We start from the raw sequence: 15,336 nt of genomic DNA on the forward strand, positions 1-15,336 counted from the left end.
CACCATGGCACGATTGAAAGAAATTTATCGGAAGGAAATCGCGCCCAAGCTGAAAGAAGAGCTTCAGCTGGCGAACGTGATGGAAGTTCCGCGCGTTACCAAAATCACCCTGAACATGGGTCTTGGCGAGGCGGTCGGTGACAAGAAGATCATCGAGAACGCCGTAGCCGATCTGGAAAAGATCACTGGTCAGAAGCCGGTCGTGACTTACGCTCGTAAGTCCATCGCAGGCTTCAAGATCCGTGAAGGCTGGCCGATCGGCGTCAAGGTCACCCTGCGTAGCGACCGGATGTACGAGTTCCTGGATCGTCTGCTGTCCATCTCCCTGCCGCGCGTGCGTGACTTCCGCGGCCTGAATGCCAAGTCCTTCGATGGTCGCGGCAACTACAGCATGGGCGTGAAAGAGCAGATCATCTTCCCGGAAATCGATTACGACAAGATCGATGCGCTGCGTGGCCTGGACATCACCCTGACCACCACCGCTCGTACGGATGACGAAGGTCGCGCCCTGCTGCGTGCTTTCAAATTCCCGTTCCGTAACTGATTGGAGTAGGAACATGGCTAAAGAGAGCATGAAGAACCGCGAGCTGAAGCGTCAGCTGACGGTAGCCAAGTACGCCAAGAAGCGTGCCGAGCTGAAAGCGATCATCGCTAATCCGAACTCCTCTGCGGAAGAGCGTTGGAATGCCCAGGTCGCCCTGCAGAAGCAACCGCGTGACGCCAGCGCCAGCCGCCTGCGTAACCGTTGCCGCCTGACCGGTCGTCCGCACGGCTTCTACCGCAAGTTCGGCCTGAGCCGTAACAAGCTGCGCGAAGCCGCCATGCGCGGCGACGTACCGGGTCTGGTGAAAGCCAGCTGGTAATCGCAGCGAACGGTGTCGCCAGTCGGCACCGTTGATCGCGACATCGAATCAAGCCCCTCATGGGGCTTGATTCGTTTTGGCGTGATCTCTAGAATACCCGGCTCCCCTGAGCCTGGGTTTGTTTCGCCTGGCGTTTATGGGCGAATTGAAGTTGAAGGCTTATTCTTTTGTATCAGGAGCGTTAAGCCCATGAGTATGCAGGACCCGTTAGCAGACATGCTAACTCGCATCCGTAATGCCCAGATGGCTGAAAAGACCGTCGTAAGCATGCCGTCCTCGAAACTGAAAGCGGCGGTAGCCAAAGTCCTGAAGGACGAAGGCTATATTGCGGATTTCCAGATCAGCTCGGAAGTAAAACCCCAGCTGTCCATCGAACTGAAGTACTTCGAAGGCAAGCCTGTCATCGAAGAGGTCAAGCGCATCAGCCGTCCTGGCCTGCGTCAGTACAAATCCGTTGAGCAACTGCCGAAAGTTCGTGGCGGCCTCGGTGTGTCGATCGTCTCCACCAACAAAGGTGTGATGACCGATCGTGCTGCCCGTGCTGCTGGTGTTGGCGGCGAAGTGCTCTGCACTGTGTTCTAAGGGGAATCAGCATGTCTCGCGTTGCTAAGAACCCCGTCAAGCTGCCTGCCGGCGTTGAAATCAAACTGGCTGGTCAGCAACTGTCCATCAAGGGCGCCAAAGGTGCTCTGGAGCTCAAGGTCCATCCTTCGGTCGAAGTGATCCAGGACAGCGGTGAGCTGCGTTTTGCTGCGCGTAACGGCGACCAGCAGACTCGCGCCATGGCTGGTACCACCCGTGCTCTGGTGAACAACATGGTAGTCGGCGTCAGCCAGGGCTTCGAGCGCAAGCTCCAGCTGGTCGGCGTTGGTTACAAAGCGCAGGCCAAGGGCCAAGTGCTGTCCCTGTCCCTCGGCTTCTCCCATCCGGTTGATTACGAACTGCCGGCCGGCATCGTCGCTGAGACCCCCAGCCAGACCGATATCCTGATCAAGGGTATCGACAAGCAGCTGGTCGGTCAGGTTGCTGCCGAAATTCGCGACTTCCGTCCGCCGGAGCCTTACAAAGGCAAGGGCGTGCGTTACGCCGACGAAGTCGTCCGTCGTAAAGAAGCCAAGAAGAAGTAGGGCATAGCAAATGAGCGTCAAGAAAGAAACCCGTCTGCGTCGCGCTCGCAAGGCACGCCTGAAGATGCGCGAGCTGGAAACCGTACGCCTCTGCGTGTACCGCTCTTCCCAGCACATTTACGCCCAGGTCATTGCGGCCGACGGCGGCAAGGTCCTGGCCAGCGCCTCGACCCTGGACAAAGACCTGCGCGAAGGTGCCACCGGCAACATCGATGCAGCCAAGAAAGTTGGTCAACTGGTCGCCGAGCGCGCCAAAGCGGCCGGCGTCACCCAGGTGGCGTTCGATCGTTCTGGCTTCAAGTACCACGGCCGTGTGAAAGCGCTGGCTGATGCCGCTCGTGAAGGCGGACTGGAGTTCTAAGTTATGGCAAACAACGAGCAAAAGCGCGACGAAGGCTACATCGAGAAGCTGGTTCAGGTTAACCGCGTCGCCAAAACCGTAAAAGGTGGCCGTATCTTCGCTTTCACCGCACTGACCGTGGTGGGTGATGGCAAGGGTCGCGTTGGTTTCGGTCGTGGCAAGGCGCGTGAAGTGCCGGCCGCCATCCAGAAAGCAATGGAAGCCGCTCGCCGCAACATGATCCAAGTCGATCTGAACGGCACCACCCTGCAGTATCCGACCAAGTCCGCCCATGGCGCCTCCAAGGTGTACATGCAGCCGGCTTCGGAAGGTACCGGCATCATCGCCGGCGGCGCCATGCGTGCCGTTCTGGAAGTGGCTGGTGTGCAGAACGTCCTGGCCAAGTGCTATGGCTCCACCAATCCGGTGAACGTGGTTTACGCCACCTTCAAGGGCCTGAAGAACATGCAGGCTCCGGAAGCAGTAGCGGCCAAGCGTGGCAAGAGCGTCGAGGAGATTCTCTAACCATGGCAACTGTCAAAGTCACTCTGGTCAAGAGCCTGAACGGCCGTCTGGCCAACCACAAGGCTTGCGTCAAGGGTCTCGGCCTGCGTCGCATCAATCATACCGTCGAAGTTCAGGACACTCCTGAGAACCGCGGCATGATCAACAAGGCCTACTACCTGCTGCGTGTGGAGGGTTAATCCATGCAACTGAACGATCTGCGTTCCGCGCCGGGTGCCCGTCGCGAAAAGCACCGTCCGGGCCGTGGCATCGGTAGCGGTCTGGGCAAGACCGGTGGCCGTGGTCACAAAGGTCTGACCTCCCGCTCCGGTGGCAAGGTCGCTCCGGGCTTCGAGGGTGGTCAACAGCCTCTGCACCGTCGCCTGCCGAAGTTCGGCTTCGTTTCCCTGAAGGCCATGGATCGTGCTGAAGTACGCACCTCCGAACTGGCCAAGGTCGAAGGCGACGTCGTCAGCCTGCAGACCCTGAAGGATGCCAACCTGATCAACCAGCACGTACAGCGCGTCAAAGTCATGCTGTCCGGCGAAGTTGGTCGTGCGGTCACCCTGAAAGGTATCGCCGCCACCAAGGGTGCGCGTGCGGCTATCGAAGCAGTTGGCGGTAAATTCGAGGACTAAATGGCTAAGCAAGGTGCTCTCTCTGCGCTAAGCAACGGCGGTCTGTCCGAGCTCTGGGCACGTCTGCGTTTCCTGTTCCTGGCGATCATCGTCTATCGGATCGGCGCGCACATCCCAGTTCCGGGCATCAACCCCGATCGCTTGGCGGCACTGTTCCGGCAGAACGAGGGGACCATTCTTAGCCTCTTCAACATGTTTTCCGGCGGCGCGCTGGAGCGCATGAGTATCTTTGCACTGGGGATCATGCCGTACATCTCGGCATCGATCATCATGCAGCTCATGACCGCTATCAGCCCGCAGCTGGAGCAGTTGAAGAAAGAGGGTGAGTCTGGGCGTCGCAAGATCAGCCAGTACACCCGCTACGGTACTGTAGTCCTGGCACTGGTCCAGGCCATCGGCATGTCCGTTGGCCTGGGCAGCCAGGGCGTAGCCTTCTCCAACGACTTCGGCTTCTACTTCGTGGCTGTCACCACCTTCGTGGCTGGTGCCATGTTCATGATGTGGCTGGGCGAGCAGATCACCGAGCGCGGTGTCGGCAACGGCATCTCGATGTTGATCTTCGCTGGTATCGTTGCAGGCCTGCCGCGCGCCATCGGTCAGTCTTTCGAGTCTGCCCGTCAAGGTGACATCAACATCTTCGCCCTGATCGGCGTCGGCCTGCTGGCCGTGGCGATCATCGCGTTCGTGGTGTTCATCGAGCGTGGCCAGCGTCGCATCGCGGTGCATTACGCCAAGCGCCAGCAAGGCCGCAAGGTGTTTGCAGCGCAGACCAGCCATCTGCCGTTGAAGGTGAACATGGCGGGTGTGATTCCCGCGATTTTCGCCAGCAGTATCCTGCTGTTCCCGGCGTCCCTGGGCTCCTGGTTCGGTCAGTCGGAAGGCTTGGGTTGGTTGCAGGACGTCGCGCAAGCGATCGCTCCGGGGCAGCCGCTGAACATCTTGCTGTTCACTGCAGGGATCGTTTTCTTCTGCTTCTTCTATACAGCGCTGATGTTCAACCCGAAGGACGTGGCGGAGAACCTCAAGAAGTCCGGTGCATTTATTCCGGGCATCCGTCCGGGCGAACAGTCCGCTCGCTACATCGATGGCGTGCTGACCCGTTTGACCATGTTCGGTGCTCTGTACATGACGGCTGTCTGCCTGCTGCCCCAGTTCCTGGTGGTTGCGGCGCACGTGCCGTTCTATCTTGGCGGGACCTCGCTGTTGATCGTGGTCGTGGTTGTCATGGACTTTATGGCCCAGGTGCAATCTCACCTCGTTTCTCACCAGTATGAATCCCTGATGAAGAAAGCCAACCTGAAGGGCTACGGCAGCGGCATGCTGCGCTGATAGACCCGTAAGGTTCGAGGAGTTGGTGATGAAAGTTCGTGCATCGGTCAAGAAGCTGTGCCGTAACTGCAAAATCATCCGTCGCGATGGCATCGTGCGGGTGATCTGCAGCGCGGAACCGCGTCACAAGCAGCGCCAAGGCTGATTGTGATCCACGCGTGATAACCCGGCAGCTAGTGTGCTGCCGGGTTGATTATTTGCTATTACAGCGCTAATATCCGCGCCCTTTCTTGGCTTCCTGGGCGCAGGGTAGCTGTCAATTGGAGTTTTTCTGAATGGCCCGTATTGCAGGCGTCAACATTCCGGATAACAAGCACACTGTTATCTCGCTGACCTACATCTATGGTGTTGGTCGCACTACTGCTCAGAGCATCTGCGCAGCCACCGGCGTAAACCCGGCTGCCAAGATCAAGGACCTGAGCGACGAGCAGATCGATCAGCTGCGTAACGAAGTCGCGAAGATCACCACCGAAGGTGATCTGCGTCGCGAAATCAACATGAACATCAAGCGTCTGATGGACCTCGGTTGCTACCGCGGTCTGCGTCATCGTCGCGGTCTGCCGGTTCGCGGTCAGCGTACCAAGACCAACGCGCGTACCCGCAAGGGCCCGCGTAAGCCGATCCGCAAGTAATCGCGTAGGAATCTAGTCATGGCAAAACCTGCTGCTCGTCCCCGTAAGAAAGTCAAAAAGACAGTGGTCGATGGGATCGCCCACATCCACGCGTCTTTCAACAACACCATCGTGACCATCACCGACCGTCAGGGCAACGCACTGTCCTGGGCGACCTCCGGTGGTTCCGGTTTCCGCGGCTCGCGTAAGAGCACCCCGTTCGCTGCCCAGGTAGCGGCCGAGCGTGCCGGCCAGGCTGCCCTGGAATACGGTCTGAAGAACCTGGACGTCAACGTCAAGGGCCCGGGCCCGGGCCGCGAGTCCGCCGTTCGCGCTCTGAATGCTTGCGGCTACAAGATCGCCAGCATCACCGACGTAACCCCGATCCCGCATAACGGCTGCCGTCCGCCGAAAAAGCGTCGCGTGTAATAGGAGACAGTGAGAAATGGCTCGTTACATTGGTCCCAAGTGCAAACTGTCTCGCCGTGAAGGCACCGACCTGTTCCTGAAGAGCGGCGCCCGCGCCCTCGACTCGAAGTGCAAGGCTGAAAACGTTCCTGGCCAGCATGGCCAGCGTCGTGGCCGTCTGTCCGACTACGGTCTGCAGCTGCGTGAAAAGCAGAAAGTACGTCGCATCTACGGCGTGCTGGAGCGTCAGTTCCGCGGTTACTACCAGGAAGCTTCCCGTCGCAAGGGTTCTACCGGTGAGAACCTGCTGCAACTGCTCGAGTGCCGCCTGGACAACGTCGTATACCGCATGGGCTTCGGTTCCACTCGTTCGGAATCCCGCCAGCTGGTATCCCACAAGGCCATCACCGTCAACGGTCAGACCGTCAACATCCCTTCCTACCAAGTGAAGGCCGGTGACGTCGTAGCTGTTCGCGAAAAATCGAAGAACCAGCTGCGTATCGCTCAGGCTCTGGAACTCTGTGGCCAGCGCGGTCGCGTCGAGTGGGTCGAAGTCGACCTCGACAAGAAGGCTGGTACCTTCAAGAGTGCTCCGGCTCGCAGCGACCTGTCCGCTGATATCAACGAAAACCTGATTGTCGAGCTCTACTCCAAGTAAGGGCTAGAAAATAGGTGCATCCATGCAGAGTTCGGTAAATGAGTTCCTGACCCCCCGCCACATCGATGTGCAGGTGGTCAGTCAAACCCGCGCCAAGATCACGCTCGAGCCTCTCGAGCGTGGTTTTGGTCACACCCTGGGCAACGCGCTGCGTCGCATCCTGTTGTCCTCCATGCCTGGCTGCGCAGTGGTCGAGGCCGAGATCGACGGCGTACTCCACGAGTACTCGGCGATCGAAGGTGTGCAGGAAGATGTAATCGAGATCCTGCTGAACCTGAAAGGTCTGGCCATCAAGCTGCACGGTCGTGATGAAGTGACGCTGACCCTGGCTAAGAAGGGCTCGGGTGTTGTGACTGCTGCCGATATTCAGCTGGATCACGATGTTGAGATCATCAACGGTGACCACGTTATCGCCAACCTGGCAGACAACGGCGCGCTGAACATGAAGCTGAAGGTAGCTCGTGGCCGTGGCTACGAGCCTGCCGATGCACGTCAGAGCGACGAAGACGAAAGCCGCAGCATCGGCCGTCTGCAGCTCGACGCATCGTTCAGCCCGGTCCGTCGTGTCTCCTACGTGGTGGAAAACGCCCGTGTCGAGCAGCGCACCAACCTGGACAAACTGGTCCTGGACCTGGAAACCAACGGCACCCTGGATCCCGAAGAGGCTATCCGTCGCGCCGCTACCATCCTGCAACAGCAGCTGGCAGCGTTCGTGGACCTCAAGGGCGACAGCGAACCCGTCGTTGAAGAGCAGGAAGACGAGATCGATCCGATCCTCCTGCGCCCGGTCGATGACCTGGAACTGACCGTACGTTCGGCCAACTGCCTGAAGGCGGAAAACATCTACTACATCGGTGACCTGATCCAGCGCACCGAAGTGGAGCTGTTGAAAACGCCGAACCTGGGCAAGAAGTCCCTGACCGAAATCAAGGACGTTCTGGCTTCCCGTGGTCTGTCCCTCGGTATGCGCCTCGATAACTGGCCGCCGGCAAGTCTTAAGAAAGACGACAAGGCCACTGCCTGATCGTCGTAACTACCGAACGTAAAGTTTGGAAAGGAATTGAACCATGCGCCATCGTAAAAGTGGTCGTCACCTGAGCCGCACCAGCGCGCACCGCAAGGCTATGTTCCAGAACATGGCGGTGTCGCTGTTCGAACACGAACTGATCAAAACCACCCTGCCCAAGGCCAAGGAACTGCGTCGCGTTGCCGAGCCGCTGATCACCCTGGCCAAGGAAGACAGCGTCGCCAACCGTCGCCTGGCTTTCGACCGTACCCGTTCGAAAGCTGCCGTTGGCAAGCTGTTCAACGACCTGGGCAAGCGCTACGCCAACCGTCCGGGCGGCTACCTGCGCATCCTGAAGTGCGGTTTCCGCGCTGGCGACAACGCCCCCATGGCGTACGTCGAGCTGGTTGATCGTCCTGTCGGCGGTGAAGTCGTAGAAGCTGCCGAATAAGGCATCTGCTGCACAAGAAACCGGGCCCAGGCCCGGTTTTTTATTACCTGCCTTAAAGTTTTTATCTATCGGCTCGCTGTCTTTAATAAATTGGATTGTGGGAGGGCTGTCATTCATCCTTAACCTGCTTTTACGAAAAGCTACGTTCGGATAAGCGAGATCAATGCAAAGGGCGCTTGGTTCAGCCGACAGGTTGTCCTCCGCCAATCCCTGGTCCACGCTGATGATTTCCGTGTAGCCGCTTCGCTTCATAGCACGTTAGCCGTTGAGGAGAGAGTAAATGGAAGAGAAGACCCGCCTGACCACTGCCGCTGGCGCACCGGTGGTCGATAACCAGAACGTGCAGACCGCCGGTCCGCGTGGCCCGATGTTGCTGCAGGACGTGTGGTTCCTCGAGAAGCTCGCCCACTTCGATCGCGAAGTGATCCCCGAGCGACGCATGCATGCGAAAGGCTCCGCGGCCTACGGCACCTTCACCGTCACCCATGACATCACCCCCTACACCCGGGCGAAGATCTTCTCCCAGGTCGGCAAGAAGACCGATATGTTCCTGCGCTTCTCCACCGTCGCCGGTGAGCGTGGCGCGGCGGATGCCGAGCGAGACATCCGCGGCTTCTCCATGCGTTTCTACACCGAGCAGGGCAACTGGGACCTGGTCGGCAACAACACCCCGGTGTTCTATCTGCGCGACCCGCTCAAGTTCCCCGATCTCAACCACGTGGTGAAGCGTGACCCGCGCACCAACCTGCGCAATGCGACCTTCAAGTGGGACTTTTTCTCTCACCTCCCCGAGTCGCTGCATCAGTTGACCATCGACTTCAGCGACCGCGGCCTGCCGAAGAGCTATCGGCACATCCATGGTTTCGGCAGCCATACCTTCAGCTTCATCAATGCGAACAACGAGCGCTTCTGGGTCAAGTTCCACTTCAAGACCCAACAGGGCATCGAGAACCTGACCAACGCCGAGGCCGCCGAAGTGATCGCCCAGGACCGCGAGAGTTCGCAGCGCGACTTGTACGAGAGCATCGAGAAAGGCGACTTCCCGCGCTGGAAGATGTACGTGCAGATCATGCCCGAGAAGGAAGCGGCCACCTATCGCTACAACCCGTTCGACCTGACCAAGGTCTGGCCCCACGGCGACTACCCGTTGATCGAAGTGGGCTTCTTCGAGCTGAACCGTAACCCGGACAACTACTTCGCCGAGGTCGAGCAGGCCGCTTTCACGCCGGCCAACGTGGTGCCCGGTATCGGTTTCTCGCCGGACAAGATGCTCCAGGGCCGTCTGTTCTCCTACGGCGACGCCCATCGCTATCGCCTGGGCGTCAACCACCACCAGATCCCGGTGAACGCCGCGCGTTGCCCGCACCAGGTCTACCACCGCGACGGCGGCATGCGGGTGGACGGCAACAACGCCCATCAGCGCGTCACCTACGAGCCGAACAGCTTCAACCAGTGGCAGGAGCAGCCTGACTTCTCCGAGCCGCCGCTGAGCCTGGAGGGCGCGGCGGACCACTGGAACCACCGGGTGGACGACGACTACTACAGCCAGCCCGCCGCGCTGTTCCATCTGTTCACTGACGAGCAGAAGCAGCGGCTGTTCGCCAACATCGCCGAAGACATCCGCGATGTACCGGAACAGATCCAGCGTCGCCAGATCGGCCTGTTCCTCAAGGTCGATCCGGCCTACGGCAAAGGCGTCGCCGACGCCCTCGGCCTGAAGCTGGACTGATGGCCTGATGAGGCCCCCGGCCCCCTTCCTAGGAAGGGGGCTTTTTTATCTGCATTGGCTTGACCCGGATCAGGCGGAGCCGGGAGCATATGCGGCTAGATTCCTAGTTTTCTCCAGGGAGAGCCCCCCGATGCAAGGCCATCCGGAAGTCATCGATTACCTCAACACGCTGCTGACCGGCGAGCTGGCCGCGCGCGACCAGTACTTCATCCACTCGCGCATGTACGAGGACTGGGGCTTCAGCAAGCTCTACGAGCGCCTCAACCACGAGATGGAGGAGGAGACCCAGCACGCCGACGCCCTGCTGCGCCGTATCCTCCTGCTCGAAGGTACGCCGCGCATGCGTCCCGACGATATCCACCCGGGCACCACGGTGCCGGAGATGCTCGAGGCCGACCTCAAGCTCGAGCGCCATGTCCGCGCCGCGCTGGCCAAGGGCATCGCCCTCTGCGAGCAGCATAAGGACTTCGTCAGCCGCGACATCCTCAAGGCCCAGTTGGCCGACACCGAGGAAGACCACGCCTACTGGTTGGAGCAACAGCTTGGCCTGATCGCCAGGATGGGCCTGGAGAACTACCTGCAGTCGCAGATCTGACCCTACCCGCGGATACGAAAAAGCCCCTGCGCCTCACGGCCGCAGGGGCTTTTTCATGAGCGCCCGGCAATCAGGCGCGATCGCGTTCCAGCAACGGCTTGAGGAAGTGGCCGGTGTGCGACTGGGGCATCTCGGCCACCTGCTCTGGCGTGCCGTTGGCGATGATCTGGCCACCCTTGGAGCCGCCCTCGGGGCCGAGGTCGACCAGCCAGTCGGCGGTCTTGATCACGTCCAGGTTGTGCTCGATCACCACCACGGTGTTGCCGTGGTCGCGCAGGCGGTGGAGCACGTCGAGCAGTTGCTGGATGTCGGCGAAATGCAGGCCGGTGGTCGGTTCGTCGAGGATGTACAGGGTCTTGCCGGTATCGCGCTTGGACAGCTCGCGGGACAGCTTGACCCGCTGCGCCTCGCCGCCCGAGAGGGTGGTCGCGCTCTGGCCCAGCTTGATGTAGGACAGGCCGACGTCCATCAGCGTCTGCAGCTTGCGCGCCAGGGCGGGGACGGCGTCGAAGAACTCGCGGGCTTCCTCGATGGTCATCTCCAGCACCTCGTGGATGCTCTTGCCCTTGTAGCGGATCTCCAGGGTCTCGCGGTTGTAGCGCTTGCCCTTGCAGACATCGCAGGGAACGTAGATATCCGGCAGGAAGTGCATCTCCACCTTGATCACGCCGTCGCCCTGGCAGGCCTCGCAACGGCCGCCCTTGACGTTGAACGAGAAGCGGCCGGGACCGTAGCCGCGCGAGCGGGCCTCCGGCACGCCGGAAAACAGTTCGCGGATCGGCGTGAACAGGCCGGTATAGGTCGCCGGGTTGGAGCGCGGGGTACGACCGATCGGGCTCTGGTCGATGTCGACCACCTTGTCCAGGTGCTGCAGGCCGTCGAACGAGTCGTACGGCGCCACTTCCAGGGTAGTCGCGCCGTTCAGCGCGGTGGCGGTGATCGGGAACAGGGTGTTGTTGATCAGCGTCGACTTGCCGGAGCCCGAGACCCCGGTGATGCAGGTGAACAGGCCGACCGGGATTTCCAGGTTGACGTTCTGCAGGTTGTTGCCGCGGGCGCCTTTCAGCTTCAGCAGCTTCTTCTTGTCGCGCGGGGTGCGCTTGGCCGGAACCGCGATTTTCTTGCGCCCGGAAAGGTACTTGCCGGTCAGCGAGTCGGGGTGGTTCATCACCTGGTCGGGCGTACCTTCCGCCACTACCTGGCCGCCGTGCACGCCGGCGCCCGGACCGATGTCGACGACGTAGTCGGCGAGTCGGATCGCGTCCTCGTCGTGCTCGACCACGATCACCGTGTTGCCGAGGTTGCGCAGGTGGGTGAGGGTGCCGAGCAGGCGCTCGTTGTCGCGTTGGTGCAGGCCGATCGAGGGTTCGTCGAGGATGTACATCACTCCCACCAGGCCGGCGCCGATCTGGCTGGCCAGGCGGATGCGCTGGGCTTCGCCGCCGGACAGGGTGTCGGCGCTGCGGTCGAGGGTCAGGTAGTCGAGGCCGACGTTGACCAGGAATTGCAGGCGGTCGCGGATTTCCTTGAGGATCTTCGCCGCGATCTCGCCACGGCGGCCGGTCAGGCTGAGTCCGGCGGCATACTCGCAGGCTTCGCCGACCGGCATCGCGGTGATCGCCGGCAGCGTCCGGTCGCCGACCCACACATGCCGCGCCTCGCGGCGCAGGCGGGTACCGTGGCAATCCGGGCAGGGCTGGGTGCTGAGGAACTTGGCCAGCTCCTCGCGGACCGTGGCCGACTCGGTCTCGCGGTAGCGCCGCTCAAGGTTCGGCAGGATGCCTTCGAAGGGGTGCGAACGCTTGACGATGTCGCCGCGGTCGTTGAGATAGCGGAAGTCGACGTTTTCCCGGCCGGAGCCGTAGAGCACCACCTTCTGGTGTTCGGCGCCGAGTTCGTCGAAGGGTTCTTCCAGGCTGAAGCCGTAATGCTGGGCCAGCGAACCGAGCATCTGGAAGTAATAGACGTTGCGCCGGTCCCAGCCGCGGATCGCGCCCTCGGCCAGGGTCAACTCGCCGTTGACCACCCGGCGCGCGTCGAAGAATTGCTTCACGCCGAGGCCGTCGCAGGTCGGACAGGCGCCGGCCGGGTTGTTGAAGGAGAACAGCTTGGGTTCCAGCTCGCTGATAGAGTGGCCGCAGACCGGGCAGGCGAAGCGCGCCGAGAAGATGATCTCCTCGACATCCTCGTCCTCGTCCATCGGTGCTACCAGGGCGATACCGTCGGCCAGGGACAGGGCGGTCTCGAACGACTCGGCCAGGCGTTGCTGGAGGTCCGCGCGAACCTTGAAGCGGTCCACCACCACATCGATGCTGTGCTTCTTCTGCTTATCCAGCTTCGGCACTTCGTCGAGTTCGTAGAGCTTGCCGTCGACCCGGGCGCGGACGAAGCCCTGCGCGCGCATCTCGTCGAACACCGCCAGGTGCTCGCCCTTGCGCTCGCGGATCACCGGCGCCAGCAGCATCAGCTTGCTGCCTTCCGGCAGGGCCAGGACCTGGTCGACCATCTGGCTGACGGTCTGCGCCTCCAGCGGGATGTCGTGGTCCGGGCAGCGCGGGGTACCGACGCGGGCATAAAGCAGGCGCAGGTAGTCGTAGATCTCGGTGATCGTACCCACGGTGGAGCGTGGGTTGTGGGAAGTGGACTTCTGTTCGATGGAAATCGCCGGCGACAGCCCTTCGATGGTGTCCACGTCCGGCTTCTCCATCATCGACAGGAACTGCCGGGCGTAGGCCGAGAGGGATTCCACGTAGCGCCGCTGGCCTTCCGCATAGAGCGTGTCGAAAGCCAGGGAAGACTTGCCGGAACCGGAAAGACCGGTGATCACGATCAGTTTGTCGCGTGGCAGTGTGAGGTCGACGTTCTTCAGGTTGTGGGTACGCGCCCCACGAATCAGGATCTTATCCACAGCGGCCTCGCATGGCGGGCGAAAACCGCTGATTATACGGCTGGCCGCTAGCGCGCGGCAAAGTGGCGCGCCTGTGCCGCGAGGGGGCGGACTGGTAGAATGCGCGGCATTTTTCCGGCGCGGGCATTGCCCCGGCCGCCCAGGAGCGGGCGGCGGCGCCATCGGCAGGGGCATGAGGCCTTGCCCTGCAGCGGTTTCTTCCATGAGGGTGTTATGCACGACTCACATACTGAGCGGATGAGCGGTACCGAAACGCGAGCGGCCGTCGGGCTGTCACTGGTATTCGCCTTCCGCATGCTCGGCATGTTCATGGTCCTGCCGGTGCTGGCCACCTACGGCCAGGACCTGGCCGGCGCGACCCCGGCGCTGATCGGCCTGGCCATCGGCGCCTATGGCCTGACCCAGGCGATCCTGCAGATTCCCTTCGGGACCATTTCCGACCGCATCGGCCGGCGCCCGGTGATCGTCGTCGGGCTGCTGATCTTCGCCGCCGGCGCGGCCCTCGCGGCCAATGCCGACTCCATCTGGGGGGTGATCGCCGGCCGCGTCCTGCAGGGCGCCGGGGCGATCTCGGCGGCGGTGATGGCGCTGCTCTCCGACCTCACCCGCGAGCAGCACCGGACCAAGGCGATGGCGATGATCGGCATGAGCATCGGCGTCTCCTTCGCCGTGGCCATGGTGCTCGGCCCGGTGCTGACCCATCTGTTCGGCCTGCATGGGCTGTTCTGGTTCACCGCCGGGATGGCGCTGGTCGGCCTGCTGCTGATCCTGTTCTTCGTCCCGCAGCCGGACCACATGACCCAGCACCGCGAATCCAGCGTGGCGCGCCAGGCCCTGCTGCCGACCCTGAAGCACGGCGACCTGCTGCGCCTGGACGCCGGCATCCTGATCCTCCACGCCATCCTCATGGCCAGCTTCGTCGCCTTGCCGCTGGCACTGGTGCACGAGGGGGGCCTGCCCAAGGAGCAGCACTGGTGGGTCTACCTGACCGCGCTGCTGGTCGGTTTCTTCGGCATGGTGCCGTTCATCATCTACGCCGAGAAGAAGCGTCGCATGAAGCGCGTGCTGACCGGCGCGGTGGCGACCCTGCTGGCCTGCGAACTGTTCTTCCTGGTCTTCGGTCACAGCCTGGCCATGCTGGTGGTCGGCACGGTGGTGTTCTTCACTGCCTTCAACCTGCTCGAAGCCTCGCTGCCGTCGCTGGTCAGCAAGGTCTCGCCGGCCGGCGGCAAGGGCACGGCGATGGGGGTGTATTCCACCAGCCAGTTCCTCGGCGCGGCGCTGGGCGGCATCCTCGGCGGCTGGATGTTCCAGCACGGCGGGCTGAGCATGGTGTTCATCGGATGCGCGGTGCTCGCTGCCCTCTGGCTGGCGATTGCTGTTACCATGCGCGAACCGCCTTATGTGACCAGCATTCGCCTGCCGCTCGCGCCCGCCGCGCTGCAGGACGCGGTGCTGGTCCAGCGATTCAGGGCGTTGCCCGGTGTGGCAGACGCCGTGGTGGTGGCCGAGGAGGCCGCCGCCTATGTCAAAGTGGATACCCAACAAGTGGATCGCACCGCCCTCGAGCGCCTGGCCCAGGCCGCGCCGGGCGGATGCTGAACCTTAGGAGAACGTCATGGCCCGTGGGGTTAACAAAGTCATTCTGGTTGGTAACGTCGGTGGTGACCCGGAAACCCGCTACATGCCCAACGGCAATGCGGTGACCAACATCACCCTCGCCACCAGCGAGAGCTGGAAGGACAAGCAGACCGGCCAGCAACAGGAGCGCACCGAATGGCACCGCGTGGTGTTCTTCGGCCGCCTGGCGGAGATCGCCGGCGAGTACCTGCGCAAGGGTTCCCAGGTCTACGTCGAAGGCAGCCTGCGCACCCGCAAGTGGCAGGGCCAGGACGGTCAGGATCGCTACACCACCGAGATCGTGGTCGACATCAACGGCAACATGCAGTTGCTCGGCGGCCGCCCCTCCGGCGACGATTCGCAGCGCGCCCCGCGCGAGCCCATGCAGCGCCCGCAGCAGGCCCCGCAGCAGCAGTCGCGTCCGGCCCCGCAGCAGCAACCGGCGCCGCAACCGGCCCAGGACTACGACAGCTTCGACGACGACATTCCGTTCTAAGCGACGCCCTTGCGGCGCGGCCCGTCCGCGCCACGGGCAGACCTTCGAAGCCC

The 15,336-nt window shown here is 61.9% G+C and carries 20 protein-coding genes; 19 read left to right on the forward strand and 1 reads right to left on the reverse strand.

The genetic code is table 11. The annotated features are described in order from the left end of the window. Positions 1 to 4 precede the first annotated feature (4 nt). From rplE to bfr, 17 genes are all read left to right on the forward strand, one after another. Positions 5 to 544, forward strand: coding sequence for a 50S ribosomal protein L5 (gene rplE, locus ACM0M4_RS03720; RefSeq protein ID WP_003093703.1), 540 nt, complete (start codon positions 5 to 7; stop codon positions 542 to 544). 13 nt (positions 545 to 557) lie between these two features. Further along, on the forward strand, positions 558 to 863 hold the full coding sequence (rpsN, locus tag ACM0M4_RS03725) for a 30S ribosomal protein S14 (RefSeq protein ID WP_003093701.1): 306 nt from the start codon (positions 558 to 560) through the stop codon (positions 861 to 863). 189 nt (positions 864 to 1,052) lie between these two features. Further along, positions 1,053 to 1,445: a 30S ribosomal protein S8 gene (gene rpsH / locus ACM0M4_RS03730; protein ID WP_003093700.1), complete on the forward strand. Its 393-nt coding sequence runs from the start codon at positions 1,053 to 1,055 to the stop codon at positions 1,443 to 1,445. Between the two features lie 11 nt (positions 1,446 to 1,456). After that, on the forward strand, positions 1,457 to 1,990 hold the full coding sequence (gene rplF / locus ACM0M4_RS03735; RefSeq protein WP_003093699.1) for a 50S ribosomal protein L6: 534 nt from the start codon (positions 1,457 to 1,459) through the stop codon (positions 1,988 to 1,990). Positions 1,991 to 2,000: 10 nt separating this feature from the next. Then, positions 2,001 to 2,351, forward strand: coding sequence for a 50S ribosomal protein L18 (gene rplR / locus ACM0M4_RS03740; protein WP_003093698.1), 351 nt, complete (start codon positions 2,001 to 2,003; stop codon positions 2,349 to 2,351). Positions 2,352 to 2,354: 3 nt separating this feature from the next. Then, positions 2,355 to 2,855 (forward strand): 30S ribosomal protein S5, encoded by a 501-nt coding sequence (gene rpsE / locus ACM0M4_RS03745; RefSeq protein ID WP_003093697.1) that lies wholly within the window; start codon positions 2,355 to 2,357, stop codon positions 2,853 to 2,855. Between the two features lie 2 nt (positions 2,856 to 2,857). Continuing rightward, positions 2,858 to 3,034 (forward strand): 50S ribosomal protein L30, encoded by a 177-nt coding sequence (gene rpmD / locus ACM0M4_RS03750; RefSeq protein ID WP_003093696.1) that lies wholly within the window; start codon positions 2,858 to 2,860, stop codon positions 3,032 to 3,034. A gap of 3 nt (positions 3,035 to 3,037) precedes the next feature. Then, entirely contained in the window at positions 3,038 to 3,472 is a 435-nt protein-coding gene (rplO, locus tag ACM0M4_RS03755) for a 50S ribosomal protein L15 (protein ID WP_015502295.1), read from the forward strand. Continuing rightward, complete coding sequence (gene secY / locus ACM0M4_RS03760; RefSeq protein WP_003093694.1) at positions 3,473 to 4,801, forward strand: preprotein translocase subunit SecY; 1,329 nt, start codon at positions 3,473 to 3,475, stop codon at positions 4,799 to 4,801. A gap of 28 nt (positions 4,802 to 4,829) precedes the next feature. Further along, entirely contained in the window at positions 4,830 to 4,946 is a 117-nt protein-coding gene (gene rpmJ / locus ACM0M4_RS03765; protein WP_003093693.1) for a 50S ribosomal protein L36, read from the forward strand. Between the two features lie 130 nt (positions 4,947 to 5,076). Next, complete coding sequence (gene rpsM / locus ACM0M4_RS03770; protein ID WP_003093692.1) at positions 5,077 to 5,433, forward strand: 30S ribosomal protein S13; 357 nt, start codon at positions 5,077 to 5,079, stop codon at positions 5,431 to 5,433. Between the two features lie 18 nt (positions 5,434 to 5,451). Continuing rightward, complete coding sequence (gene rpsK / locus ACM0M4_RS03775; protein WP_003093689.1) at positions 5,452 to 5,841, forward strand: 30S ribosomal protein S11; 390 nt, start codon at positions 5,452 to 5,454, stop codon at positions 5,839 to 5,841. 16 nt (positions 5,842 to 5,857) lie between these two features. Then, positions 5,858 to 6,478: a 30S ribosomal protein S4 gene (gene rpsD / locus ACM0M4_RS03780; protein WP_003093678.1), complete on the forward strand. Its 621-nt coding sequence runs from the start codon at positions 5,858 to 5,860 to the stop codon at positions 6,476 to 6,478. Between the two features lie 22 nt (positions 6,479 to 6,500). Continuing rightward, positions 6,501 to 7,502 carry a DNA-directed RNA polymerase subunit alpha gene (locus tag ACM0M4_RS03785; RefSeq protein ID WP_003093675.1) on the forward strand — a complete coding sequence of 334 codons (1,002 nt, stop codon included), beginning with the start codon at positions 6,501 to 6,503 and terminating at the stop codon, positions 7,500 to 7,502. A 43-nt stretch (positions 7,503 to 7,545) separates the two neighbouring features. Then, entirely contained in the window at positions 7,546 to 7,935 is a 390-nt protein-coding gene (rplQ, locus tag ACM0M4_RS03790) for a 50S ribosomal protein L17 (protein ID WP_003093672.1), read from the forward strand. A gap of 280 nt (positions 7,936 to 8,215) precedes the next feature. Then, positions 8,216 to 9,664 (forward strand): catalase KatA, encoded by a 1,449-nt coding sequence (katA, locus tag ACM0M4_RS03795; protein ID WP_003103909.1) that lies wholly within the window; start codon positions 8,216 to 8,218, stop codon positions 9,662 to 9,664. 130 nt (positions 9,665 to 9,794) lie between these two features. Next, positions 9,795 to 10,259, forward strand: coding sequence for a bacterioferritin (bfr, locus tag ACM0M4_RS03800; RefSeq protein ID WP_003093668.1), 465 nt, complete (start codon positions 9,795 to 9,797; stop codon positions 10,257 to 10,259). 70 nt (positions 10,260 to 10,329) lie between these two features. Here bfr and uvrA read toward each other — a convergent pair whose 3' ends face one another. Further along, positions 10,330 to 13,167, reverse strand: coding sequence for an excinuclease ABC subunit UvrA (gene uvrA / locus ACM0M4_RS03805; RefSeq protein WP_003093663.1), 2,838 nt, complete (start codon positions 13,165 to 13,167; stop codon positions 10,330 to 10,332). A gap of 213 nt (positions 13,168 to 13,380) precedes the next feature. Between uvrA and ACM0M4_RS03810 the strand changes: the two genes are divergently transcribed. Both ACM0M4_RS03810 and ssb read left to right on the forward strand, forming a co-directional pair. Next, a complete protein-coding gene (locus ACM0M4_RS03810; RefSeq protein WP_003103910.1) occupies positions 13,381 to 14,769 on the forward strand; it encodes an MFS transporter in 1,389 nt (462 codons plus the stop codon). Positions 14,770 to 14,785: 16 nt separating this feature from the next. Further along, on the forward strand, positions 14,786 to 15,283 hold the full coding sequence (ssb, locus tag ACM0M4_RS03815; protein ID WP_003114685.1) for a single-stranded DNA-binding protein: 498 nt from the start codon (positions 14,786 to 14,788) through the stop codon (positions 15,281 to 15,283). Positions 15,284 to 15,336: the final 53 nt, after the last annotated feature.

It is taken from the genome of Pseudomonas sp. 18-147, from assembly GCF_051048045.1.
GTDB lineage: Bacteria > Pseudomonadota > Gammaproteobacteria > Pseudomonadales > Pseudomonadaceae > Pseudomonas > Pseudomonas aeruginosa.